Annotated in this window: 20 protein-coding genes; 13 read left to right on the top strand and 7 right to left on the bottom strand. The window is 41.1% G+C overall.

Going from position 1 to position 24,568, the window contains the following annotated elements; genetic code table 11:
* Window positions 1–5 precede the first annotated feature (5 nt).
* The 4 genes from ACEQ81_RS16235 (at window position 6) to ACEQ81_RS16220 (ending at window position 1,992) form a co-directional block, all read left to right on the top strand.
* Window positions 6–548, top strand: a complete 543-nt coding sequence (locus tag ACEQ81_RS16235) for an RNA polymerase sigma factor (RefSeq protein WP_411031965.1) — start codon at window positions 6–8, stop codon at window positions 546–548.
* Between the two features lie 33 nt (window positions 549–581).
* Window positions 582–1,094: a hypothetical protein gene (locus tag ACEQ81_RS16230; RefSeq protein WP_411031964.1), complete on the top strand. Its 513-nt coding sequence runs from the start codon at window positions 582–584 to the stop codon at window positions 1,092–1,094.
* The gene (locus ACEQ81_RS16225) at window positions 1,084–1,539 is read left to right on the top strand and encodes a hypothetical protein (RefSeq protein ID WP_411031963.1); all 456 of its coding nucleotides are present in this window, start codon (window positions 1,084–1,086) and stop codon (window positions 1,537–1,539) included. Before ACEQ81_RS16230 ends, ACEQ81_RS16225 begins: the two co-directional genes overlap by 11 nt.
* Before the next feature lie 102 nt (window positions 1,540–1,641).
* Window positions 1,642–1,992, top strand: coding sequence for a DUF6515 family protein (locus ACEQ81_RS16220; RefSeq protein WP_411031962.1), 351 nt, complete (start codon window positions 1,642–1,644; stop codon window positions 1,990–1,992).
* Window positions 1,993–2,053: 61 nt separating this feature from the next.
* Here ACEQ81_RS16220 and ACEQ81_RS16215 read toward each other — a convergent pair whose 3' ends face one another.
* The 5 genes from ACEQ81_RS16215 to ACEQ81_RS16195 form a co-directional block, all read right to left on the bottom strand.
* The gene (locus ACEQ81_RS16215) at window positions 2,054–3,082 is read right to left on the bottom strand and encodes a WD40/YVTN/BNR-like repeat-containing protein (RefSeq protein ID WP_411031961.1); all 1,029 of its coding nucleotides are present in this window, start codon (window positions 3,080–3,082) and stop codon (window positions 2,054–2,056) included.
* 100 nt (window positions 3,083–3,182) lie between these two features.
* On the bottom strand, window positions 3,183–4,571 hold the full coding sequence (locus ACEQ81_RS16210; RefSeq protein ID WP_411031960.1) for a cytochrome-c peroxidase: 1,389 nt from the start codon (window positions 4,569–4,571) through the stop codon (window positions 3,183–3,185).
* Between the two features lie 165 nt (window positions 4,572–4,736).
* On the bottom strand, window positions 4,737–5,195 hold the full coding sequence (locus ACEQ81_RS16205) for a Spy/CpxP family protein refolding chaperone (RefSeq protein WP_411031959.1): 459 nt from the start codon (window positions 5,193–5,195) through the stop codon (window positions 4,737–4,739).
* A 5-nt stretch (window positions 5,196–5,200) separates the two neighbouring features.
* On the bottom strand, window positions 5,201–5,524 hold the full coding sequence (locus ACEQ81_RS16200; RefSeq protein ID WP_411031958.1) for a hypothetical protein: 324 nt from the start codon (window positions 5,522–5,524) through the stop codon (window positions 5,201–5,203).
* Window positions 5,525–5,576: 52 nt separating this feature from the next.
* Window positions 5,577–6,158 carry an RNA polymerase sigma factor gene (locus tag ACEQ81_RS16195; protein WP_411031957.1) on the bottom strand — a complete coding sequence of 194 codons (582 nt, stop codon included), beginning with the start codon at window positions 6,156–6,158 and terminating at the stop codon, window positions 5,577–5,579.
* A 74-nt stretch (window positions 6,159–6,232) separates the two neighbouring features.
* Here ACEQ81_RS16195 and ACEQ81_RS16190 point away from each other — a divergent pair, with 74 nt between their 5' ends.
* From ACEQ81_RS16190 to ACEQ81_RS16155, 8 genes are all read left to right on the top strand, one after another.
* Entirely contained in the window at window positions 6,233–7,444 is a 1,212-nt protein-coding gene (locus ACEQ81_RS16190) for an RsmB/NOP family class I SAM-dependent RNA methyltransferase (protein WP_411031956.1), read from the top strand.
* Window positions 7,445–7,644: 200 nt separating this feature from the next.
* The gene (gene purL / locus ACEQ81_RS16185) at window positions 7,645–11,316 is read left to right on the top strand and encodes a phosphoribosylformylglycinamidine synthase (RefSeq protein ID WP_411031955.1); all 3,672 of its coding nucleotides are present in this window, start codon (window positions 7,645–7,647) and stop codon (window positions 11,314–11,316) included.
* 10 nt (window positions 11,317–11,326) lie between these two features.
* Window positions 11,327–11,779: a GNAT family N-acetyltransferase gene (locus ACEQ81_RS16180; RefSeq protein WP_411031954.1), complete on the top strand. Its 453-nt coding sequence runs from the start codon at window positions 11,327–11,329 to the stop codon at window positions 11,777–11,779.
* Between the two features lie 191 nt (window positions 11,780–11,970).
* Window positions 11,971–13,743, top strand: a complete 1,773-nt coding sequence (locus ACEQ81_RS16175) for an AMP-dependent synthetase/ligase (RefSeq protein ID WP_411031953.1) — start codon at window positions 11,971–11,973, stop codon at window positions 13,741–13,743.
* Between the two features lie 125 nt (window positions 13,744–13,868).
* Window positions 13,869–14,318 carry a MarR family winged helix-turn-helix transcriptional regulator gene (locus ACEQ81_RS16170; RefSeq protein ID WP_411031952.1) on the top strand — a complete coding sequence of 150 codons (450 nt, stop codon included), beginning with the start codon at window positions 13,869–13,871 and terminating at the stop codon, window positions 14,316–14,318.
* On the top strand, window positions 14,318–16,723 hold the full coding sequence (locus ACEQ81_RS16165; RefSeq protein ID WP_411031951.1) for a 3-hydroxyacyl-CoA dehydrogenase NAD-binding domain-containing protein: 2,406 nt from the start codon (window positions 14,318–14,320) through the stop codon (window positions 16,721–16,723). Before ACEQ81_RS16170 ends, ACEQ81_RS16165 begins: the two co-directional genes overlap by 1 nt.
* Window positions 16,724–16,810: 87 nt before the next feature.
* A complete protein-coding gene (locus ACEQ81_RS16160; protein ID WP_411031950.1) occupies window positions 16,811–18,001 on the top strand; it encodes an acetyl-CoA C-acyltransferase in 1,191 nt (396 codons plus the stop codon).
* A 70-nt stretch (window positions 18,002–18,071) separates the two neighbouring features.
* The gene (locus ACEQ81_RS16155) at window positions 18,072–19,877 is read left to right on the top strand and encodes an acyl-CoA dehydrogenase family protein (RefSeq protein WP_411031949.1); all 1,806 of its coding nucleotides are present in this window, start codon (window positions 18,072–18,074) and stop codon (window positions 19,875–19,877) included.
* Window positions 19,878–19,938: 61 nt separating this feature from the next.
* Here the strand turns inward: ACEQ81_RS16155 and ACEQ81_RS16150 are convergent, their stop codons facing one another.
* A complete protein-coding gene (locus ACEQ81_RS16150; protein ID WP_411031948.1) occupies window positions 19,939–21,207 on the bottom strand; it encodes an outer membrane beta-barrel protein in 1,269 nt (422 codons plus the stop codon).
* Between the two features lie 82 nt (window positions 21,208–21,289).
* Here ACEQ81_RS16150 and ACEQ81_RS16145 point away from each other — a divergent pair, with 82 nt between their 5' ends.
* Window positions 21,290–22,720, top strand: coding sequence for a pyridoxal phosphate-dependent decarboxylase family protein (locus ACEQ81_RS16145; protein WP_411031947.1), 1,431 nt, complete (start codon window positions 21,290–21,292; stop codon window positions 22,718–22,720).
* 28 nt (window positions 22,721–22,748) lie between these two features.
* On the opposite strand, the gene ACEQ81_RS16140 is transcribed toward ACEQ81_RS16145, so the two are convergent.
* Window positions 22,749–24,548: a glycoside hydrolase family 15 protein gene (locus ACEQ81_RS16140; protein WP_411031946.1), complete on the bottom strand. Its 1,800-nt coding sequence runs from the start codon at window positions 24,546–24,548 to the stop codon at window positions 22,749–22,751.
* Window positions 24,549–24,568 lie beyond the last annotated feature (20 nt).

Here is a 24,568-nt window from a genome sequence, read left to right as displayed (position 1 = left end):
AAACTTTGATTGGCGAAGAAGCTTTAGTACATCAACTAAAACAACAGGAGACCCAGTCGCAGGCCTTTGAGATACTGGTAAATCTCTACAAGGAACGGCTGTATTGGCATATCCGTAGAATAGTATTGGACCATGATGATACGGATGATGTACTTCAAAACACCTTCATCAAGGTGTATAGGAATATTGGTGGTTTTAAAGGAGATAGCAAATTGTATTCCTGGATGTACCGCATTGCAACCAATGAATCCTTGACATTTTTAAAGACAAAGTCGAAAAAACTTGGTGTTACCAACGATGAACTTATAGATAAAATGACCGACAGATTAGAGGCAGATGTCTATTTTGAAGGCGATGAAATTCAGTTGAAGCTTCAGAAAGCCATTGCATCGCTGCCAGAAAAGCAAAAACTGGTGTTCAATATGAAGTATTTTGAAGAAATGAAGTACGATGAAATATCGGAAATTTTAGAAACCTCGGTAGGCGGTTTAAAAGCTTCCTACCATTTGGCAGTAAAAAAACTGGAAGCCTATTTAACAACGGATTAAACCTTTTAATATATTGAAGGTCAAATTATACACATGAAAAATTCGAACAACAAACAGGGTTTTAAGACTCCGGACGGCTATTTTGATAAGCTTACGGACAAAATTTTGGAGCGTACATCCAAAGTGGGCCCGTCCTTACCAAAAAAGGATGGATTTAAGGTCCCTGACGACTATTTTGAGAATCTTTCAGCAAAAGTGGCGCAACAGGTAGGCCATAAGGAAACAAAGGTGATTTCGCTATGGGCCAATAAAAAATGGTATTTGGCGGCAGCTTCCATAGCTGCCATCGCAATCATTGTATTTGGAACACAATGGAACAGTGCAGGCGAAATTAGCTTCGATGACCTCGCCAATACTGATATTGAAACCTATTTACAGCATAATGAACTGGAACTTACTACCTACGAGATAGCCCAAGTGCTCCCTGTAGAGGAACTAGAGATAAATGACATCTTGGATATAGCATTGGATGGAGAACATATTATTGAATACCTTGATGAAAATATAGACGATATAGAAGACCTTAACCTTGAATATGATGAATAACACAACAAAAATGCTGGCTTTGGTATTTGCCCTGTTGGTAACCGCTTCGTTTTATGGGCAGCGCAGGCCAGGGGAACGTATAAAGGCCTTAAAAGTTGCATTTATAACCGAACGGTTAAACCTAAATTCAGAGGAGGCCCAGGCATTTTGGCCTATATACAACGCCCATTCGGATAAATTGGAGGCGTTGAGGCGAAAAGAAATCTCGGAGGTACGTGCCCCACTTAAAAATATGGACGGTATGTCCGATAGGGATGTCAACAATCTTCTGCAACAAACTATAGCAATACAACAAGAACGGCATAACGAAAATATGTCCTTTATAAAAGAAATGGGCAAAGCCATATCTGCCAAGAAAGCATTTCTATTGATAAAAGCCGAGGAAGATTTCAAAAAAAGGCTGCTGCAGCAAATACAAAAGCGCCGCAAGGGACTGGGTAACTAAAGAAAATCGATATAGTGTAAAAAAAGAAGCCAATTGGCTTCTTTTTTGTTTAAACCTTTTTCCATTTCCCAAGTCAAAGAAGTATTAACCCTAAAATTTAAAATGATGAAAAACGTAAAAATAATCTTAGTCGCAGCAATATTGTTTGGAACCTTATCCTCCTTAAGTGCGCAAAGAATAGTAAAAGTCTATCCCAGGCATGGTACCGTGGTAACCACTTTACATAAACCAAAAGTGGTAGTCCATAAGGGTATAAACTTTCATTTTGCCGATGGGGTTTGGTATAAGGTAAGAGGAAGAAAATATATAGTCTGCGCCGCTCCAACAGGAATTGCGGTAAGAAGGTTGCCTAGAGGAAACAAGGTAGTTATACATAACGGTCGTAAGTTATACAAATACAAAGGTATTTGGTATAAGAAAAAAGGCCGGGGTTACGTAGTGATCAACGTTTAGTTCAATTTGGTTTGGTTTGGTTGAATTGTGTTAGAAAAAGGGATGTACTTGCATCCCTTTTTCATTTAAAGGTAAGTTTTGAAATCTTGTTCTTTCCAGCAGCATAGGCAACGGAATCGTTCAAAAATCGTAAGGTATAGAAAGATTCCTCCGAAAGAGAGGTCCATGTTTTTCCCTTGTCCTTGGAATACGAAATACCTGTGAAACCAAGAGCAATAAGGTCTTCCCCACCAGAATTAGGGACAAATTGTACACAACTTTTATATTCTGGTTCCAAACCATTGGCCACCAAATGCCACGTTTTTCCACCATCAGTGGTAAGAGCCTTATTTTTATCCTTGTTCTCAGGGTCTGTAAAATCTCCTCCAATAACAAACCCTAAATCTTCATCATAGAAGTCGATGGAATAAATCCCCTGGGTAGCCTTTGAATTTACAATGGGTGTATTGAATATCTCCCAATGATTGCCTTTATCCTTTGTATAATAAACGGTGGCACTAGTGGTAACTATCCATGCTTTGTTTCCTTTAGTAACCACATTGGTATTGCTAGCGGCAAAGGCACCTTCCTTATCCCTTCCCTCAGGAAGTTGATCACAAGGAATTTTTTTCCAATTGTGGCCTCCATCCCTAGTGATAATAATGGACAGGCAACCACCTACACTATCGCCAATAGCAATACCTTCCATATCATTCCAAAAGGTCATGGCATCATAAAATACCCCATCGCCGGTTTCTTGGTATACCAACTGCATTTGGCCGTTGTCTCCAGTTTTAAAAAGTAAGGCAGGGCTGCCCACAGATAGCATAAAGAAGTCCGAAGTGGTATGGGCAACGGCCCTAAATTCTGGTATAATGCTGTCATATATCTTACTATTTGTCTTTATGGCATTGGTTTTCAAATCCATCAAACCATAGGTTCCTTTGTTAGCGGCAAAAGCCAAACTTCCGTCCATAATTTCAATTGCCCTAATACTAAGGGAATCTGTAAACAGGGGTTCTATTTTAACTTGTGAGAAATTGTGGCTACCTACTTTTTGGTTGCACGATTGAAAGAGAACTAGACAAAAAAGAATTATTGAAATACGCATGTCTAAAAATAAGGACAAATCTCGGGTTGAACACATTTTTTGCAATAAAGAAAGGGGAGGTATCCAATAACCTCCCCTTTCTACCTAACCAACATAAAAACTAATCGCAACCTAACTCTTCTTTTGCCTGAGCATCATTTGCCGGAAAGCAAAACCCGGAAAGTACTTCTTCTGGCACATAACGTTCTAAATTGGGATCTCGTAAAGCGACTGTTAGAAAAGCCGTGAGATCTTCTATTTCTTCCTGATTAAGATCAATATTCCCAAATTCTTCGGCCAAGCGATCGTTGGGCACCCGATCATTTTGTTTATTGCCATTATTTTTATAAGCTACCACATCTTGTATACTTGTAAGTGTTCCTCCATGCCCGTAGAATGGGTTATCTGCCAAATTGTAAAGGTTGGGGACCTTAAATTTGAAGTTATCCTCCTCTCGATTTGTAAATGCCCCTCTTCCTCGGGTAACATCTTTTCTAAAACCCCTTCTGTCTAATATTATGGCACCATTACCAATTAAATCGCCCATGCCAAACGCATGGAATTCGTTAGATTTTAAAGAAGGTCCTGTGTGGCAGTTTACACATTTACCGTTGTTCATAAATACAATGGCCCCTCGCTTTTCTTGTTCGCTCATGGCACTCATATCTCCTTTTAACCAAGATTGCCATGGTGCCTGGGTAGCTAAAACCGTCCTATTGAAAGCCGCTATGGCCAGTGCGCCTGTTAAGCGCGAGTACCTATCGGCCTCTGGCACATCCGGGAAGGCAGCATCGAACATTGCCGTATAACCAAACTCTTCGGCAAATTCTTCGTCTATTTTTAATCGATGAACATCTTGCCCGGCCATGCCTTGTACTTCCAAACCTTCGAAACCTAAAAGATTATCTGGCAAATCAGTGGCGTTGGTACCCGTATTTATATAGGGGGTATTAATTCCTGTACCACCCAAAGCACCATTCCAGAGCATTACCTCTTGGTAGGCAACATTCAATAACGAGGGTACTTTTATAGGCAAAATATCCACGGAATCTAAAGGAACACTTGGGTCTACACGCCTACCTTCACCGGCAAAACCAAAACCAATCCCTCCTTCGCTGATACCTTGGCGAGCCCCAGCATAAAAACCCGAAGCCACAGGATGACACGTAGCACAGGCATAGGTAAACTTTGTAGAAACTGTTTTTGGAGCGCCCCCCGTTGCTGTTTCATGCACCAATAATTTACCAAGGGCCACTTTTTCAGCAGTTAGCGGGTTTTTAGGGTCTTGTGGTATGCTTGCCAAATCCGTTTCAGCCGGCAATACAAAAAAACTGACCCCTGCCCCATCCGAGGCTATGTTTATGGCCGTTAATAATTCCTGATCTAGGGAGCTCATATTCGCAAATGGTTCCTCAATCATTTCCCCTTCGGTTTCCATGTCCGTAAACTCCTCTACCTTTCCGCAAGAATATATGGCCGCTAGGGCCAAAAGAACAATACACTTTTTCATATTTATAATTATTAAAATGGGTTAGTGAATAATAGAAAAAGTAATTGTTCATCATATCCTATGTCTAAAGTGTATATAATATGAGATGATAAAAAGAAAAATAACTTGCGGTACCCAATAAAAAAACCTCCCTTGTTTTCAAGAGAGGTTTTTATCTTATAGATCTTAATGGCCATGTGGCGGTCCGGGGCCTTTTTTGCGACCTCGTTGGAGGGCATCTTGCACTATACGCTGAAAGCGCTTTTTCTGTTCTGGATTACAAAGTTCATAAATAGCCCTAAAGTGATAATATACTTTTAAATCGCGTTCTTTTTCGGAATCTCCAATTAAATCGGTTATAGAATCTATCTCCTTGACAGAACCGTTACCTTCAGAAATCATTTTGAACATTTCATTCTTTAACTGCCTTCGCCGGTGGTGTAATGGCCGCATACCTTGCTCAAACTTTTGGTCCAATACCTGATACTGCTCCATCTGTAAAGTATTGAAATTGAGCTCTTTTACAACAAACATATGTGGGGGACCAGATCTTCGAGGTGGTTTGCTAAAGAAAAGAAAAAGTAGTACTCCGTTCATTAAAACCAAAAAAACCAGTAAAAGGGTTAAGAGTAAATTTTTCTTCATAAAATCTAATTTAAATTATAGAATGTTTCATCATTAGGGTTGGAGAGCCCATAAGCTTCCGCAAAGTTGTCTACGTTCACATCGTAGCTACCCGCACTATACCAAAACAAGGCAAAAGCATTAAGCGTAACGAAACATAATAAAACCGCCACCTGATATTTAATGGAAAACCACCCAAGTAGGCTGTCTTCTTCTTCAACATCCTCATTTCGCGCCAATTTATTAAAAACCCGTTCCTTAAAAAATGGAGGCGATTTTAAAGTGTCTATGGTAGAGGCCGAATCTAGGACTTCATCTACCAGTTTTTCAATATTCTTATTTTTTTTCATGCTGCAAATTGGTTTGTATCCTTTAAGATGTCTTTAACATAAAAAACTTGCGTTAATTTCCTTCTTTTTTATAATAGTCGTACAACAATTGCTGTAGTTTCTTTTTTGCCCTGAACATTAAAGATTCTACAGCGGAAACACTTAGATTAACAATTTCCGCCACTTCTTTATAACTTAACCCATCTACTTTGTGCAGGGTAAAAACAATCCGCTGATTTTCTGGTAGCTTGTTAATTGCATTGAACAGTATTTCATTCTTCTCCTTTTGCTCTAATTGAACGCCAGGATGGTTAAACTCCGTAAAATAAGAACTTCTATCTATTGCAAGCCCTGTTCCCAAAATAGATTGCATAAATCCAAAACGTTTTTTAGTATTCCGTTTTCGGATAAACTCCAGACTTTTGTTTACAGCAATCCTATAAATCCAGGTAGAAAGCTTAGAATTCCCTTTAAATTTAGAGACCGAGTTAAAAACCTCAACAAATACCTCTTGCGCAATGTCTTCCGCATCTTCCTTATTAGGTACAAAGGAAATACAGGTGTTGTATACCCGCTGCTCATAAGCTTGCAACAATTCGCCATAAGCCTGCTGGTTTCCTTCCTGTAGGGCCTTAATAAAGTAATTTTCTTCCAATGACGGAGTTTGGTCGCCAAATTACATAATTTATACGATTTCAAAACCCTACCTTTGCGTTCTTAATTTTAACAATGAAATTACATAGAAATCTGGTGTTCGCCGTGGTAGATGCCCTAAACCTTATATTTAATGAAGGGGGGTATGCGGATAAGGTGGTAGCAAAAGTTTTGAAGTTCGATAAACGATGGGGAGCAAGAGATCGCGGATTTATTGCCGAGACCACCTATGATATAGTTCGTTGGAAACGCCTATATGCGGAAATTGCAGAGGTAAAAGCACCTTATAGTCGTCCAAATTTATTTCGATTGTTTGCGGTATGGGCGGTGCTTCGGGGCATAGAAGTGCCCGACTGGAAACAAATAGAACCCATCCCATCACGAAGAATCAAAGGGAAGTTCGATGAGTTATCGAAAATCAGAAAATTTAAAGAATCCATCCCAGATTGGTTAGATGAGCTTGGGGTTAAAGCCCTTGGCGAAAAATTATGGACCTCGGAAGTAAGCGCCCTTAACAAGCAAGCCGATGTTATTTTACGGGTAAATACCCTTAAGACCACCAACAAGGAACTCCGAATGGTATTGAAGGAAAATGATATAGAGACCGATTTTATTAAGGGGTATCCGGAGGCACTAAAACTAAAAGAGCGGGCCAATGTATTTGTTACCGATGCCTTCAGCAATGGTTTTTTTGAAGTACAGGACGCATCTTCGCAACGTGTCTCACAATTTTTAGAGGTACAACCTGGTCATCGGGTGGTAGATACTTGTGCTGGGGCCGGCGGTAAAACCCTACATCTAGCGGCCCTTATGCAAAACAAGGGTCAGTTGATCGCTTTGGATATTTACGAAAATAAGCTGAGGGAACTAAAGCGCCGTGCCAAACGTGCCGGTGCACATAATATAGAACCTAGAACGATAGACTCCACAAAGGTTATTAAAAAGTTGCACGGCAGTGCGGACAGGGTCCTTATAGATGCCCCATGCACAGGTCTTGGGGTCTTACGCCGAAATCCTGATGCCAAATGGAAACTACAACCCGAATTTTTGGAAAAAATTACCAAAACCCAATCAAAGATTCTCAGCGATTATAGTAAAATAGTTAAAACAGGCGGTAAAATGGTATATGCCACTTGTTCCATTCTGCCCCAGGAAAATTTTGAACAGGTACAGTATTTTCTCAACTCAGACGAAGGACAAGATTTTCGTCTTGTAAAGGAAGACAAAATTTACGCTTCCAAATCCGGATATGACGGATTTTATATGGCCCTGCTAGAGAAAAACTAATCTCTCATTGCCAGGGACAATAGCATCTAATATCCACGGCCCATATCTGCATTTCTTAGCGGTAAGGTACACGGAAAAAGGGGTACAACAATAAAATGGGCATAGTTAACAAGTCGTTTTATAAATGTTGACTTTTCTCTTCCGATAATACACTATAAAATGTAAATTTGTGCTTTCCTAAATAAAATATATCGTTGTTCATGATTCACTTTTTTGGAAGTCTAAGCACTAAAGTCTTTGCCGTTCAGACAAATCAGGATCCTACCCCCGAAGAAATTACAAAACTCACATGGTTGTTCGGCAACCAACCAAAAATAAACATGGCGTCTCTAGACGCCTTTTTTGTTGGGCCTAGGGCCGCTATGGTTACCCCATGGAGTACCAACGCTACCGAGATTACCCAAAACATGGGAATTAAAGGGATAGTGCGTATTGAAGAGTTTGCTGCAGTAGACAAGGGTTATACCGACTTTGACCCCATGCTTTCTCAAAAGTATAATGGCCTTACCCAAGATATTTTTACAGTTGACATTAGCCCAGAACCCATTTTGGAAATAGATGATATTGGTGCTTATAATAAACAAGAAGGGTTGGCTTTAAGCGATGAGGAAGTGACTTATCTGGAGCAGGTAGGCCAAAAAATGGGAAGAAAATTAACGGACTCTGAAGTCTTCGGGTTTAGCCAGGTAAACTCCGAACACTGTCGGCACAAAATCTTCAATGGTACCTTTATAATAGATGGTAAAGAAATGCCATCATCCCTTTTTCAGCTTATAAAAAAGACATCCAAAGACAACCCCAACGACATTGTATCGGCCTATAAAGACAATGTGGCTTTTGTAAAAGGTCCTAAAGTGGTGCAGTTTGCCCCAAAAAGTCCGGATAAACCAGATTACTATGAAGAAAAGGGGTTCCAATCCGTAATCTCGCTAAAGGCGGAAACCCATAACTTCCCTACTACGGTAGAACCTTTTAACGGGGCTGCCACTGGATCGGGTGGAGAAATACGCGATAGATTGGCAGGTGGTAAAGGGTCTTTACCCTTGGCAGGAACAGCCGTGTATATGACTTCATATTCCAGGCTAGAAGACAATAGACCATGGGAAAATGCTATGGAAGAACGTCCTTGGCTATACCAAACGCCCATGGATATCCTTATTAAGGCTTCTAATGGAGCATCAGATTTTGGAAACAAATTTGGCCAACCGTTGATTGCTGGTTCCGTACTTACTTTTGAGCATCAACACCAGGCAAGGCGCCTAGGATTCGACAAGGTAATTATGATGGCAGGTGGCATAGGTTACGGCAAAGCGGAGCAGGCCATAAAGGAAATCCCGACAAAGGGAGACAAACTCGTTATTCTTGGTGGAGACAACTACCGTATTGGCATGGGCGGAGCGGCAGTCTCCAGTTCGGACACCGGCGAATTTGGATCGGTAATAGAATTAAACGCCATACAGCGCTCCAATCCGGAAATGCAAAAACGTGCTGCCAATGCGGTACGTGGCATGGTAGAGAATGATGAAAATACCATCGTATCCATTCATGATCATGGTGCTGGCGGACATCTTAATTGCCTGTCGGAACTGGTGGAAGAGACAGGAGGTAAAATAGATCTGGATAAATTGCCCGTAGGTGACCCTACCCTTTCCGCTAAGGAAATCATAGGGAACGAATCCCAAGAACGCATGGGGTTGGTAATTGGTGAAAAAGACCTTGCTCTTTTGGAGCGAATTGCAGCACGGGAACGTTCGCCAATGTATACTATTGGTGATGTAACGGGCGACAATAGGTTTACTTTTGAATCTAGTAGCAGTGGCCAAAAACCAATGGATGTTGAGCTATCCGATATCTTTGGGAGCTCACCAAAAACGGTAATGACCGATACTACGATTAAGTATAACTATCCGGAAATTGGCTATGAAACATCCCTTTTTCATGATTATTTGGAGCAGGTACTTCAGCTTGAAGCTGTAGCATGTAAAGACTGGCTAACGAACAAAGTAGATCGTTGTGTTGGGGGCAAGGTAGCGAAGCAACAGTGTGCAGGTCCCTTGCAGCTACCGCTTAACAATTGTGGGGTTATGGCCCTCGATTTTAAAGGAAAAGAAGGTATAGCAACCGCTATTGGCCACTCACCTATTTCGGGTCTGATTGATCCGGCAGCGGGAAGCAAGAACAGTATCGGTGAAGCCCTTACCAACATTGTATGGGCACCACTAAAGGAGGGATTAAAATCCGTTTCCCTATCTGCCAATTGGATGTGGCCCTGTAAAAATGAAGGAGAAGATGCCAGACTATACGAGGCGGTAAAGGCCATATCGGACTTTTCCATCGCTTTGGGCATCAATGTCCCAACAGGAAAGGATTCGCTTTCCATGAAACAAAAATACAAAGATGGAGAGGTCATTGCACCCGGAACTGTTATTATTTCGGCCGGTGCGCACTGTAGCAATATCACACAAATTGTAGAACCGGTATTGCATAAAGAAGGGGGTGCAATTTATTATATCAACCTATCCCAAGATAGTTATAAACTGGGAGGTTCTTCCTTTGCCCAAATTTGTGACCGAATAGGGAGTGAAACCCCAACAATTAAGGATGCCGCATACCTTAAAAATGTGTTCGATACCATTCAGGATCTAATTAAGGATAACAAAATACTCGCAGGGCACGATGTGGCATCGGGCGGACTAATTACCACCTTGTTGGAGCTTTGTTTTGCCGATACTAATTTGGGTGCCGATCTAGACCTTTCAAGTTTAGCCGAACAAGATACCATTAAACTACTTTTTGCCGAAAATACTGCTTTGGTGTTTCAATCCAAGGATACCTCTGTGGAGCAGGTGCTCAACGAAGCTAATATAGCCTACCATAAAATTGGCAAAGTGGTTGCAAAGCCCGAATTGACCATTAAAAATGGAGGTATGGAAATGGGCTTAAATGTAGATTCCTTAAGGGATACCTGGTTTAAGACCTCCTTTCTATTGGATCAAAAGCAAACAGCAAATACGCTGGCCCAAGATCGTTTTAAGAATTACAAAAAACAGCCGCTTACCTATAAATTTCCCGACACTTTTACCGGGCGTTTGTTAGATAGATCCAAACTGGGCACACCAAGGCCAAAGGCCGCCATTTTACGAGAAAAAGGCAGTAATTCTGAACGGGAAATGGCCAATGCCATGTACCTTGCTGGTTTTGATGTGAAGGACGTACATATGACAGACCTTATTACTGGGCGCGAAACGTTGGAGGATATTCAGTTTGTGGGTGCTGTAGGTGGATTCTCAAACTCCGATGTCCTCGGTAGTGCCAAAGGCTGGGCAGGTGCCTTCAAATATAACGATAAGGCCAACAGTACCTTACAAAGGTTCTTTACCCGGAAAGATACCCTATCTGTTGGTATTTGCAATGGCTGTCAGCTGTTTTTGGAACTAGATCTTATCAACCCAGAACACAATAAGCTTGCAAAAATGACCTTTAACGACTCGCATAAACACGAGAGCAACTTTACCTCTGTAAAAATACAGGAGAACAACTCTGTAATGCTGTCTTCACTAGCGGGTACTACCATGGGGGTTTGGATATCACACGGGGAGGGTAAATTTAGCTTACCCATGCCAGAAGATCACTATGGAATAGTAGCAAAATATGGTTATGAAGGCTATCCTGCCAATCCAAACGGTAGTGATTACAACACGGCAATGCTTTGTGATGAAACGGGTAGGCATTTAGTGACCATGCCCCACATAGAGCGCTCCACCTTTCCTTGGAACTGGGCACATTACCCCAGTGAACGTAATGACGAAGTTTCGCCTTGGTTGGAAGCCTTTGTCAACGCACGAAAATGGATAGAAGCATATACAAAGTAAACCCTTGTTGATGATAATCAGAAAAGCCATTAAGGAAGATGTGCCAAGTATCGTTAGCATGATTGCCGATGACAAATTGGGTGCCTTACGCGAAAATTATCAAAACCCATTGCCATTGCGCTATTATGAAGCCTTTAAAAGAATCAATGAAGATCCAAATCAGGAATTGGTTGTAATAACGAATGCAAAAGAGGATGTAATTGGCACCCTGCAATTGTCTTTTATTCAATATCTTACTTATCAGGGTGGTATTAGGGCCCAGATCGAGGCCGTGAGAGTGCATAAAACGTACCGGAGCAAGGGCATTGGTCAAAAATTGTTTGAGTGGGCCATAAACAGAGCCATGGAGCGTAAAGCACACGGAGTGCAGCTTACAACCGATAAGAAAAGACCGGAAGCCCTAAACTTCTACGAAAAACTTGGCTTTAAGGCCTCCCACGAAGGAATGAAACTGCACTTGTAATTGTCATAAGGCAAAACCACACCACAAGGAGGCAAAAAAAGTAACGGAGCCATAAAACACATTTTCAATCCAATTTAAGGATAGGCTTTTTTTTTTGGGAAATATCAGATTATTGTCGCCACTTTATGCGAATCCCATTTTATTATACCGTTCCCTTTTCTTATTTTGCAATTACCTATTAGAAACTAAGTATGCAAGAAATCACCAGACTCTTTGATTTTCCTTATTACCAATTGGAAAAATTTAACCTTGATGCGGCACTCGTTACCAAATACAATGGCAAATGGGTAGCCACCTCAACACAAGAATATATAGACAGGGCCAATGCCATGAGCCGCGGACTCCTACGTCTTGGTGTAGCACCCAATGATAAGGTAGCGGTAATCTCTATGACCAATCGTACGGAATGGAACATCATGGATATAGGAATATTGCAACTTGGAGCCCAAAATGTTCCCATATATCCAACAATTTCAGAGGAAGATTATGCCTACGTACTAAACCATTCGGAGGCCAAGTACTGTTTTGTTTCTTGTACGGAAGTTCTTGAAAAAGTTATGGCCATAAAGGACAAAGTGGCCAGTCTAAAAGAGGTTTACTCCTTTGATGACATTACAAATTGTAAACACTGGAGCAAAGTACTGGAATTGGGAGCAGATACTGCTAACCAAGAGGAAGTGGAGCAACTTAAGAATGCTGTTAAACCTGGGGATTTGGCAACTTTGATATATACTTCGGGTACTACCGGAAGACCCAAAGGCGTTATGCTGTCCCACCACAATTTGGTAACCAACGCAATTCACAGTTCTGCACGTTTCCCTATTGTTGATGGTAAAACAAGATCACTAAGCTTTTTACCCCTATGTCATGTCTACGAGCGTATGCTGATATACCTCTATCAATTTAGGGGCGTTACCATTTACTATGCCGAGTCGCTAGAGAAAATAAGCGATAATTTAAAAGAGGCAGAACCTCATGTAATGACGGCTGTACCCAGGTTGTTAGAGAAGGTATACGATAAGATAATAGCAAAGGGGGCCGATTTAAGCGGAATAAAAAAGAAACTCTTCTTTTGGTCGGTTGAAATTGGTTTAAAATATGAACCTTATGGACAAAACGGTTGGTGGTACGAGCAAAAGCTGAAGCTTGCCCGTAAACTGATTTTCAGCAAATGGAAGGCCGGCTTGGGTGGTAATTTAGGGTTAATAGCCTCAGGTAGTGCAGCTTTGCAACCCCGATTGGCAAGGATATTCAATGCAGCAGAAATGGGTGTTATGGAAGGTTATGGCCTTACGGAAACCTCTCCAGTGGTTTCAGTGAACGATATGCGCGATAGTGGTTTCCGTATTGGTACCGTAGGAAGACCCATTGGTGAGACGGAGGTTAAAATTGCAAGCGACGGAGAAATCTGCATTAAAGGACCACAAGTAATGATGGGCTATTACAAAGACCCGGAGAAGACCGCAGAAGTCTTAAAAGATGGTTATTTTCATACAGGGGATATTGGTGAGGTAGACTCCGACGGATTTTTAAAAATAACCGACCGCAAAAAGGAAATGTTCAAAACCTCGGGAGGGAAATATGTGGCACCCCAACTGCTAGAAAATAGATTTAAACAATCTCGTTTCATAGAACAGATCATGGTAGTGGGAGAAGGTGAAAAAATGCCAGCGGCATTGATACAGCCCAATTTTGAGTTTCTTTATGAATGGGCAGAACGCCATAATATAACCCTAGGTGAAAATTCTGATATCGTTATCAATGAAAAAATCCTGGAACGCTATCAGGAAGAAGTAGATGTTGCCAATGAAAGTTTTGCCAAATGGGAAAAAGTAAAACAGTTTAGACTCACTCCAGATGTATGGAGTATCGATGATGGACACCTTACCCCTACAATGAAACTAAGACGTAAAATCGTAAAAGAAAAATACTTAACCCTATACAATAACATCTATGGGCATTAACTACCCACTTTAATAATGCACATTCTTCCCTATTAATTCTATCTATAACGCAATAATTATTTTAATTAAATTTATTATGCATGCATAATAAATTTTGTTATATTTGAAGGCCAATAAACAGCTTTATGAAGGACCTAACCATTGACTATGCCCTAAGGGCCACTTGGCAGGCCGTTGCCAGATTGTATAACGAAGAAGCAAAAAACTATGACCTTACCATGGCCATAGGTTTTACGCTGCTCAGTATAGACCCTAAAACAGGTACTCCTTCCACAGCTTTGGGGCCAAAAATGGGTATGGAGGCAACCAGTTTATCTAGAATATTGAACAGCATAGAGGAAAAAGGCTATATAGAACGCAAACGAAATCCCAAGGATGGCCGCGGAGTACTTATTCATCTAACCAAACTAGGTCTGGATAAGAGAGAAATATCCAAAGCAGTGGTGCTAAGGTTTAATGAAGTAGTACGTCAAAACATAAGTGACGAAAAACTGAACATGTTTTTTGAGGTTACTGAAACGATCAATAAATTAATTATAGAAAAGAAAGTCTATACAAAACATACAGCTAATTAATGAACAAGCATATAAATAAGGTAGCGGTAATAGGATCTGGTATTATGGGCAGCGGCATAGCCTGTCACTTTGCAAATATTGGTGTAGAAGTATTACTGTTGGATATCGTTCCCAGAGAGCTCAATGAAAAGGAAAAGGCAAAAGGACTTGGTTTGGAAGATAAGGCGGTTCGTAACAGACTGGTTAACGACTCCCTAGCCGCAGCGTTGAAATCCAAACCCTCCCCTATTTACCATAGTAAGTTTGCAAAACGTATTAAAACAGGTAATCTGGAGGACGACATTGCCAAAGTGTCCGAAGTAGATTGGATTATTGAAGTGGTGGTTGAGCGCCTGGACATAAAAAAAATAGTCTTTGAAAATATAGAAAAACATCGTACCCCCGGTACTTTAATTACTTCCAATACCTCCGGAATTCCAATTAAATTTATGAGTGAAGGTAGAAGTGATGACTTTCAGAAGCACTTTTGTGGCACGCATTTCTTTAACCCTGCCCGTTACTTAAAATTATTTGAAATAATTCCCGGGCCAAAGACTTCCCCCGAAGTATTGGATTTCTTAAATGGTTATGGAGAGCAATATCTTGGAAAAACTTCCGTAGTTGCCAAGGATACACCTGCATTTATTGGGAATAGAATTGGAATTTTCAGCATACAGAGTCTCTTTCATGCAGTAAAGGACTTAGGCCTCACCATTGAGGAAGTAGACAAATTAACAGGGCCAGTCATTGGAAGGCCAAAATCTGCCACTTTCAGAACGGTTGATGTTGTTGGTTTAGACACTTTGGTGCACGTGGCCAATGGTATAGCCGAAAATTGTCCTGAAGATGAACGCTTGGAACTTTTTAAACTACCCGGTTTTATAAAAACAATGGTAGAAAATAAATGGTTGGGCAGCAAAACAGGACAAGGCTTCTATAAAAAGGTAAAAAAAGAAGACGGGTCTAGCGAAATTCTTTCCCTAGATCTGGATACATTGGATTATCGCTCAAAAAAGAGGGCTCAATTTGCCGCTTTGGAGCTCACCAAAAATGTGGATAGGGTAATCGATCGTTTTAAGATTTTGGTAAACGCCGAGGACAAGGCCGGAGCTTTTTATAGAAAAAGTTTTGCAGCGCTTTTCGCTTATGTATCGCATCGTATCCCCGAAATTACGGACGAACTTTACAAAATAGATGATGCCATGAAGGCAGGATTTGGATGGGAGCACGGACCGTTTCAAATATGGGATGCCATTGGTGTCGAAGCCGGTCTTAGCATAATGAAAGCAGAAGGTTCCGAACCAGCCACCTGGGTAACCGATATGCTGGCAGCCGGTATTGAATCTTTCTATTCCGTAAAAGACGGAACTACCCATTTTTACGACATACCCAAAAAGGCCATGGGCAAAATACCCGGCCAGGATGCCTTTATAATTTTGGATAATATTCGTAAATCCAACGAGGTCTTTAAAAATAGTGGTGTGGTAATCGAAGATTTGGGCGATGGTATTTTAAACCTGGAATTCCAATCCAAAATGAACACCATTGGCGGCGATGTCCTTGCGGGACTTAATAAGGCCATCGATTTGGCAGAAAAAGATTTTCAAGGCTTGGTGGTTGGTAATCAGGCCGCCAATTTTTCCGTAGGAGCCAATATCGGAATGATCTTTATGATGGCCGTTGAGCAAGAATATGATGAGTTGAACATGGCCATAAAAATGTTCCAAGACACCGTAATGCGAATGCGCTATTCTTCTATACCTACCGTATCGGCCCCGCATGGTATGACTTTGGGAGGTGGATGCGAAATATCATTGCATGCCGACAAAGTGGTTGCCGCGGCCGAAACCTATATGGGATTGGTAGAATTTGGTGTTGGGGTCATCCCCGGAGGTGGCGGTTCTAAGGAAATGACGCTTAGAGCTTCGGATACTTTCAGAAAAAATGATGTGGAATTGAATGTTTTACAGGAGTATTTTCTTGCCATAGGCATGGCCAAGGTTTCTACCTCTGGCTATGAAGCTTTTGATTTGGGCTTATTGCAGAAAGGGAAGGATATTATTGTTGTGAATAAAGATCGTCAGATAGCAACCGCCAAGGCCCACGCCAAACTAATGGCGGAAGCCGGTTATACCAAACCCGTAAAACGAAAAGACGTTAAAGTACTTGGCAAACAGGCTTTGGGAATGTTCTTGGTAGGTACCGACTCTATGGAAGCCGGCCACTACATTTCGGAGCACGATAAAAAAATTGCCAACAAACTGGCGTACGTTATGGCCGGTGGTGATCTGTCCGAGGCGAGCTATGTAAGCGAGGATTATTTATTGGATCTGGAACGGGAAGCCTTCCTTTCGCTTTGTACGGAACGTAAAACTTTGGAGCGTATCCAGCATATGTTAAAAACAGGGAAACCCCTTCGTAATTAAGGGAATAGACAATAAAGTCACTGAGCAGCAATAAATAAATTCAGATATAAAAGCGCAGTATTAAATACGAATACGTAACAATAAAGCATGAGAACAGCATATATAGTAAAAGCGTACCGCACCGCCGTAGGCAAAGCGCCGAGAGGATTATTCAGGTTTAAAAGACCGGACGAATTGGCTGCCGAGACCATAGCACATATGATGAACGAGGTACCGCAATTAGACAAAAAGCGCATAGACGATGTAATTGTCGGTAACGCAATGCCCGAGGCCGAGCAAGGGTTAAATATTGCCCGTCTCATTTCTTTAATGGGATTGAATATAGAGGACGTACCAGGGGTAACCGTAAATCGCTACTGTGCTTCAGGTTTGGAGACCATAGGCATCGCAACGGCCAAAATACAGGCCGGAATGGCAGATTGTATCATCGCTGGTGGAGCGGAGAGCATGAGCTATATTCCTATGGGCGGATACAAACCTACTCCGGATTATGCCGTTGCCAAGCAAGGAAATGAAGACTATTATTGGGGTATGGGCCTAACTGCAGAAGCCGTGGCGCAACAATTTAAGGTTTCTAGGGAAGATCAGGATGAATTTGCCTACAATTCCCATATGAAATCGCTAAAGGCACAGGCAGAAGATCGTTTTCAAGATCAAATAGTGCCTATAGATGTGGAACATACTTTTGTAAACGAAGCGGGTAAGAAGGAAACAAAGACCTATACAGTTAAAAAAGATGAAGGACCCAGAAAGGGCACCAATTTAGAAGCACTAAGTAAATTAAGACCTGTATTTGCCGCAGGAGGTAGTGTTACGGCGGGCAACTCATCCCAAATGAGCGATGGAGCCGCATTTGTGCTAGTTATGAGTGAAGAAATGGTTAAAGAACTTAATCTAGAGCCAATAGCTCGAATGGTGAACTATGCAGCAGCGGGGGTAGAACCCCGGATTATGGGTATAGGTCCGGTAAAGGCCATTCCAAAGGCGTTGAAACAAGCCGGAATGAAGCAAGACGATATAGATCTTATAGAATTGAACGAGGCCTTTGCTTCCCAATCCCTGGCGGTGATACGAGAACTTGATTTGAACCAGGAAATTGTAAACGTAAATGGAGGTGCCATTTCTCTTGGACATCCTCTAGGTTGTACAGGAGCAAAACTCTCTACACAACTGTTTGATGAAATGCGAAAACGGAATATGAAAGGAAAACACGGGCTGGTTACCATGTGCGTTGGTACAGGACAGGGAGCAGCCGGTATTTTTGAATTTTTAAATTAAGTTAAGAATTGGGAAAGAAAATGGACCTTCCAATCTATCCATTCTTTTTCCTATCCCTAAAAATTAAACTATGGAGACAATAGAAAAAGACATTCTGCGCGGTGGACAGTTCCTTGTTAAGGAAACCAAATGTGAAGACGTATTTACCTTGGAAGACCTCTCCGAGGAGCAGAAAATGATGCGAGATAGTACCAAAGAATTTGTAGATCGCGAGCTTTGGTCGCATTGGGAACGTTTTGAAAGTAAGGATTATGCCTATACGGAAGAAACAATGAGGCATGCCGGAGAACTTGGGCTTCTTGGTATTGCAGTTCCTGAAGCCTACGGCGGACTGGGCATGGGGTTTGTATCCACGATGTTGGTCTGCGACTATATTTCCGGAGCCACAGGCTCGTTCAGTACAGCTTTCGGGGCCCATACTGGTATCGGTACCATGCCGATTACCCTATATGGAAATGAGGAACAAAAAAACAAATATGTGCCCAAACTGGCCACTGGTGAGTGGTTTGGTGCCTATTGTCTTACGGAGCCCGGCGCGGGTTCCGATGCCAATTCCGGAAAAACAAAAGCAGTTCTATCCAAAGATGGGAAGCATTATTCCATCTCCGGACAGAAAATGTGGATATCCAACGCCGGTTTCTGCAATTTGTTTATCGTTTTTGCACGGATTGAGGATGATAAAAATATAACTGGGTTTATCGTAGAAAACGACCCCAGTAATGGCATTACCTTAGGTGATGAGGAAAAGAAACTGGGAATACACTCCTCCTCTACCAGACAAGTGTTCTTTAATGATTGCAAGGTTCCTGTAGAGAACATGTTATCGGAAAGAGGCAACGGGTTTAAAATTGCCATGAACGCGCTAAACATTGGACGTATAAAATTGGCAGCTGCCTGTTTGGATGCACAAAGGCGCGTTATTACCGAAGCTGTGAAATACGCCAATGAGCGTTTACAGTTTAAAACACCTATCATAAACTTTGGGGCCATTAAATCCAAAATAGCAACAATGGCAACCAATGCTTATGCCGGGGAATCTGCAAGTTACAGGGCCGCCAAAAATATCGAGGACAGGATTACACTACGCGAAGCCAGTGGAAATTCTCACCAAGAAGCTGAATTAAAAGGTGTTGAGGAATATGCCATAGAATGTTCCATTCTTAAGGTTGCTGTTTCCGAAGATTGCCAGAGTACCACCGATGAGGGGATACAAATTTTTGGAGGTATGGGCTTTAGCGCGGATACCCCTATGGAATCTGCCTGGAGAGATTCGCGAATAGCACGTATCTACGAGGGCACCAATGAAATAAATAGAATGTTGGCGGTAGGTATGTTAGTGAAAAAGGCGATGAAAGGTCATGTAGATCTTTTAGGACCTGCAACAAAGGTAGGCGAAGAACTTATGGGAATCCCTTCTTTTGATACACCAGATTTTTCGGAATTGTTTGCTGAAGAAAAAGATTTGGTAGCCCGATTAAAAAAAGTATTCCTGATGGTTGCAGGTAGTGCGGTACAAAAATTTGGACCGGATTTAGAGAAACATCAGCAATTACTGATGGCAGCCTCGGATATTCTTATTGAAGTATACATGGCAGAATCTACTTTATTGCGCACGGAAAAAAATGCCAAGCGTTTTGGGGAAGAAGCCCAGTCCACGCAAATAGCAATGTCTAGATTGTACTTGTACAATGCTGTGGATACGATAATCCAAAAAGGGAAAGAAGCTATTGTTTCTTTTGCAGAAGGGGATGAACAGCGCATGATGCTCATGGGCTTAAAGCGCTTTACAAAATATACAAATCAACCTAACGTTGTAGCCCTCCGTACACAAATTGCGGATAGGATAGCAGCGGATAACGGTTATACCTTTGACTAATTCAGATTGCTACTTTTGTGAGACAGAAGTGGAAACCGCTCCCTATAAAGGAGCGGTTTTTTTAAATCTTGAATCCGACCATACCCGAAACTCTGGTAAGTTGATTTCTTTCAACAGGAAGTCCTTTTACAACATCTTGTCCAATATGATAATTGAGCCTAAAATACAACCACTTGTTGTAGTTATACCCTACTCCGGCTCCAATTCCCAAGCTCTGGTCCCTAGTCCTAAATGCCCGCAAATCAGCTATGACGAATGGGTCATTTGAAACCTCGGAAATATTGTTGTTGAACGTGGAATTAATAAGAAAATCGAGTGTTACACCACCTTCAAGAAAAAGACTGTTCTTTTTATCCAAAAACATATAATGCCTAAGTCCAAACATATTTTCCAGTATCGTAAGATCCATGTTAAAACGAAACTCATCACCAAAAAATAGGACTTCTCCCATTATTGGTGAATACTCAGTCTCATAGTTAGAATAATATGTTCCTAAAAAAACACTCCATTTGTTATTGTTAAAAGGTAATATCCCTTCTAATTCCGCACCAAGTTTTAGAGTTGTTTCAGACTTATAATTCTGATTATCATTAAAAATCTCCAGATCAAAACTGTGTTCTTGTGCACCCGCCCATAAATTTAGGGACAAAGAGAATTTACTTTTTGTACCAGTACCTGTACTATCCAGTGTAATACCCTCAACACCAGCTCCCACATCAATTCCGACACAAGTATTATATTTCTTAAAAAATTGAATCAGCGACTTTTTCGAATATTTAGTGCGTTGAATCATCTCTGGTTTGTCGCAAGCTAAATGTTCTAGGAGTTGTCTTCTAAAGGCATTGTTTTCCCTGATTTCCAAATTATCACTTGCTACGTATCGCTTAAAAATTAGAGGTACTATTGGGCCATTATCCTTTTTGTATAAATAAACAGCTCCATTACCATCAGAATAAACATATAGTTGAGCTTTTCCACTAACCAATTGCCTAACAAATTCTGTTTTAGCAGCTAATTTTATGTTTGGATTGGCTTCATCGTTTTTTAGGCCGGCATTAGTAATTGGGAAATCACCTGTGGCCCGTCTGTACACGGATTCTCCATAGACCGCAAATTCCTTGACGTTCTTTACAGTGAAATATTGAGATTCCCCATTTGGTTTGATTTTATAGAATATTCTTTTAGGACTAGAAAGCCATTTTTCATTCTTAATAAGACAATCTATTTTCTTATTATTGTCACTGATAAAATATCCACTATCAAATTCAGTCTGAGCAGTGATTGTTGTAACGGTAAAAACTAAAAAAAGTAGTAAAAATCTATATTCCATGTGCATAAGTATAGGTTAAATTCAAAATTAGTGATTATGGGTTGAATAAATCCTAGTTTAATCAAATTAATTACATTTAATCATGACCAGCATTCTAAAAAAAGCATACGACCCCGACGACTTTAGAAAAAGAGGGCATCGACTTATCGACGATTTGGCAGATCATCTGGAGCGTACTTTGGAGGAAAAATCCAAAAATACTACTTCTTGGAACCCTCCCGAAAAAGAACATGTGTTTTGGAAGGAGTTTCTTCAAAGTGGTGACGAAGGGCAATTTTTCAAAGAAGTGCTGAACCATACCATACACCTTCATCATCCTAAATACATGGGGCATCAGGCAAGTCCAACGGCGCCTATTACAGCCTTATCCAGTATGGTAGGTGCGCTTCTTAACAATGGGATGGCCGTTTATGAGATGGGTATGGCGCCCACAATGATTGAAAAGATAATTACCGATTTGCTATGTGCAAAAATTGGTTTTGGACCAGATGCCTCGGGTTTTCTTACCTCAGGTGGCACCTTGGCAAATCTCACCGCCTTGCTCACAGCCCGAAAAGCCAGTGCCTCTTATGATGTATGGAATGAAGGCAATTCCAAATCTCTTGGCATTATTGTAAGTGAAGAAGCACATTACTGTGTAGATAGGGCGGCCAAAATTATGGGCTTGGGATCCCAGGGAGTTATCAAGATTCCTTCCAACGCAATGTTCAGTATGGATACCTCCCTTCTAGAATCTTATTATAATGAGGCCTTGGCCAAAAACATTGAAATTTTTGCAGTGGTGGGTAGTGCACCTTCCACAGCTACAGGTATTTATGATGATTTGGAAGCACTGGCCGATTTTAGCGAAAGGCACAACCTTTGGTTCCATGTAGATGGTGCCCATGGCGGAGCGGCCCTATTTTCAGAAAAGTATAAACATACGCTTAAAGGTATGGATCGGGCAGACTCTATGGTAATAGACGGCCATAAAATGATGATGATGCCCATGATTACAACCGCATTATTGTTTAAAAAAGAGCAAAACTCCTACGCTACTTTCAGCCAAAAGGCAGATTACCTTTTAGAGCAATCCGCGGAAAAAGACTGGTACAATTCTGGAAGAAGAACCTTTGAATGTACAAAGACTATGATGTGCCTAAGCTGGTACATATTGCATAAAACCTACGGTGAAGAACTATTTGATGCCTTTGTTACCACCTTATACGACCTTGGTCTTACGTTTGGAGACATGGTTAAAGAAGATCCCCAGTTTGAACTGGCGGTAGCACCCATGTCCAACATTGTTTGTTTCCGATATAAGGATGCCCATTTAGACAACGTAGAAACCGATAAAATTAATTTAGGGATAAGAAAAACGTTGTTAGAGGAAAGCGAATACTACATAGTACAGACCAAGTTGCGTGGTAGGAGCTATTTGCGCGTAACCCTTATGAATCCGTTTACGACCAGAAAACACCTAACGTCACTATTGTCCAGAATAAAGGAGCTCGCCAAAATTTCGCAAACCTGATTTAGACCCAATAGTTCTTCGGGACCAATTACCTCATGGAGGCCAAAACGGCCTCCTCACTGGCCTTTTTGGAAAAGTTGACCGCACATTCTATAAGCGCCAAATGCGAGTATGCCTGGGGAAAATTCCCCAACAATCGTTTGGTTTTAAAATCGATATCCTCGCTAAACAGCCCAAGATGGTTGCTGTAACCTAATAGTCTATCAAAATGTGCCATGGCCTTTTCTTCCTCCCCTATTTTAAAAAGGCTGTTGATAAACCAAAATGTACAGATGGTAAAAGATGATGACGGTAACCCAAAATCATCTTCGTTCTTATAGCGATACAAAAGTCCATCATTACAAAGATCTTTCTCAATGGCCTTTACTGTGCTAACAAATTTAGGATCCTTCGCATGTACAAACCCATAAGATTCCATTAATAGGACAGAAGCATCAAGATGTGGTGAGCCGTAAGATTGTGTAAATGCGTTGACCTTCTTATTCCAAGAGTTCCGAAGAATATCTTCCTTAATTTCCTGTTCTAGTTTTGTCCATTTTTCAATTTTTCTGGATTTACGTAAGATTCGGGCTATTTTAATCGCACGGTCTATGGCTACCCAGCAAAGCACTTTCGAAAAGGTAAAATGCCGGTCCTCAGCCCTAAACTCCCAAATACCCTTATCTGGTTCCTGCCAGTGATTTGTTACAATCCAAACGATACCCTTGGTTATGCCCCACAACTCCTCACCGTTCTCTATATCGGTACTAAACTTGGCAAGCTGCTCGTAAATAACATCCATAAGAATGCCGTATATATCGTTCTGCCTTTGCTTATAGGCGGCATTTCCGATTCTTACGGGTTTAGATCCCTTGTATCCGTTTAAATGATCTAGGGTTTCTTCGGTTAACTTTTTTTCCTTGTTTATTCCGTACATAATCTGAAGTTTTTCATCCTTATCGGGGATAAGGTCTATGATAAACTGCAGGTATCTTCTAGCAACATTTTTATGTCCCAATTCCGACATCACCTTAATGACCATGGATGCGTCACGGATCCAGCAAAAACGATAATCCCAGTTTCGTACCTCCCCTATAGTTTCTGGTAAAGAGGTAGTGGCAGCTGCCAACACGGCCCCGGTCTTATCATAACTAAGCAATTTTAAAGTTATGGCACTGCGACTTATCTGGGCGTTGTACTTTTTATAATTGGGTGTATCATCGCTCCAATTTAGCCAGTACACTTTGGTACGTTCCAATTCCAAATACATTTTTCTGGTGCTTGGCAAGAATATTTTTTCATTGTATCCCAACAAAAAGTACCCATCTTTGGTAAGTTCTATCTCCCGTCCTTCCACCACAGCATTTTTGTTGAACGAGGTATAGAGAAAAATGGTATCGTACTTTTCAGTGTGGGTTAGACTAACCACAAAATTTTTCTTCACAAAAGTCTCGGTCTTTCCCAATGCATATTCAAGCTTTGGGTTGTAGTGTACCTTAAAAACAGGCTTGCCGTCTATGTGCTTTATATAACGGATTATTTCCGGAGGGGCATTATAGCTGCCGTCTTCTTTATAATACCTCGGCATAAAATCGTGAAGCTCAAATTTGTTGGTTCCATCGGAAAATCGTGTAATAAGAACGGCGGTATGTTTTTTATATCGTTGCGTGATCTTATATTCCTCCGAAACCTGTATCTCAAAACTCCCACCAATTTTTTCGTCCAAAATTTTGGCAAAAACAGATGAAGAATCAAATTCGGGCAAACAACACCAATCCAAAGAACCCTTTTCAGAAATTAATGCTGCACTTCTGCAATTTCCGATGATTCCATAATTTAAGTTATCCATATTTTAATTAATCTTAAAAA

Source organism: Spongiimicrobium sp. 3-5 (assembly GCF_046557915.1).
Classification (GTDB): domain Bacteria; phylum Bacteroidota; class Bacteroidia; order Flavobacteriales; family Flavobacteriaceae; genus JBHEBG01.
Note: the sequence above shows the minus strand (reverse complement) of the source record. Positions and strands in the feature narration are given on the sequence as shown.

What these genes read in the sequence shown, in the direction of transcription:
- ACEQ81_RS16230 (WP_411031964.1), top strand. Translation starts at nt 582, where the DNA reads ATGAAAAATTCGAACAACAAACAGGGTTTTAAGACTCCGGACGGCTAT.
- ACEQ81_RS16225 (WP_411031963.1), top strand. Translation starts at nt 1,084, where the DNA reads ATGATGAATAACACAACAAAAATGCTGGCTTTGGTATTTGCCCTGTTG.
- ACEQ81_RS16220 (WP_411031962.1), top strand. Translation starts at nt 1,642, where the DNA reads ATGATGAAAAACGTAAAAATAATCTTAGTCGCAGCAATATTGTTTGGA.
- ACEQ81_RS16215 (WP_411031961.1), bottom strand. Translation starts at nt 3,082, where the DNA reads ATGCGTATTTCAATAATTCTTTTTTGTCTAGTTCTCTTTCAATCGTGC.
- ACEQ81_RS16210 (WP_411031960.1), bottom strand. Translation starts at nt 4,571, where the DNA reads ATGAAAAAGTGTATTGTTCTTTTGGCCCTAGCGGCCATATATTCTTGC.
- ACEQ81_RS16205 (WP_411031959.1), bottom strand. Translation starts at nt 5,195, where the DNA reads ATGAAGAAAAATTTACTCTTAACCCTTTTACTGGTTTTTTTGGTTTTA.
- ACEQ81_RS16200 (WP_411031958.1), bottom strand. Translation starts at nt 5,524, where the DNA reads ATGAAAAAAAATAAGAATATTGAAAAACTGGTAGATGAAGTCCTAGAT.
- ACEQ81_RS16190 (WP_411031956.1), top strand. Translation starts at nt 6,233, where the DNA reads ATGAAATTACATAGAAATCTGGTGTTCGCCGTGGTAGATGCCCTAAAC.
- purL (WP_411031955.1), top strand. Translation starts at nt 7,645, where the DNA reads ATGATTCACTTTTTTGGAAGTCTAAGCACTAAAGTCTTTGCCGTTCAG.
- ACEQ81_RS16180 (WP_411031954.1), top strand. Translation starts at nt 11,327, where the DNA reads ATGATAATCAGAAAAGCCATTAAGGAAGATGTGCCAAGTATCGTTAGC.
- ACEQ81_RS16175 (WP_411031953.1), top strand. Translation starts at nt 11,971, where the DNA reads ATGCAAGAAATCACCAGACTCTTTGATTTTCCTTATTACCAATTGGAA.
- ACEQ81_RS16170 (WP_411031952.1), top strand. Translation starts at nt 13,869, where the DNA reads ATGAAGGACCTAACCATTGACTATGCCCTAAGGGCCACTTGGCAGGCC.
- ACEQ81_RS16165 (WP_411031951.1), top strand. Translation starts at nt 14,318, where the DNA reads ATGAACAAGCATATAAATAAGGTAGCGGTAATAGGATCTGGTATTATG.
- ACEQ81_RS16160 (WP_411031950.1), top strand. Translation starts at nt 16,811, where the DNA reads ATGAGAACAGCATATATAGTAAAAGCGTACCGCACCGCCGTAGGCAAA.
- ACEQ81_RS16155 (WP_411031949.1), top strand. Translation starts at nt 18,072, where the DNA reads ATGGAGACAATAGAAAAAGACATTCTGCGCGGTGGACAGTTCCTTGTT.
- ACEQ81_RS16150 (WP_411031948.1), bottom strand. Translation starts at nt 21,207, where the DNA reads ATGGAATATAGATTTTTACTACTTTTTTTAGTTTTTACCGTTACAACA.
- ACEQ81_RS16145 (WP_411031947.1), top strand. Translation starts at nt 21,290, where the DNA reads ATGACCAGCATTCTAAAAAAAGCATACGACCCCGACGACTTTAGAAAA.
- ACEQ81_RS16140 (WP_411031946.1), bottom strand. Translation starts at nt 24,548, where the DNA reads ATGGATAACTTAAATTATGGAATCATCGGAAATTGCAGAAGTGCAGCA.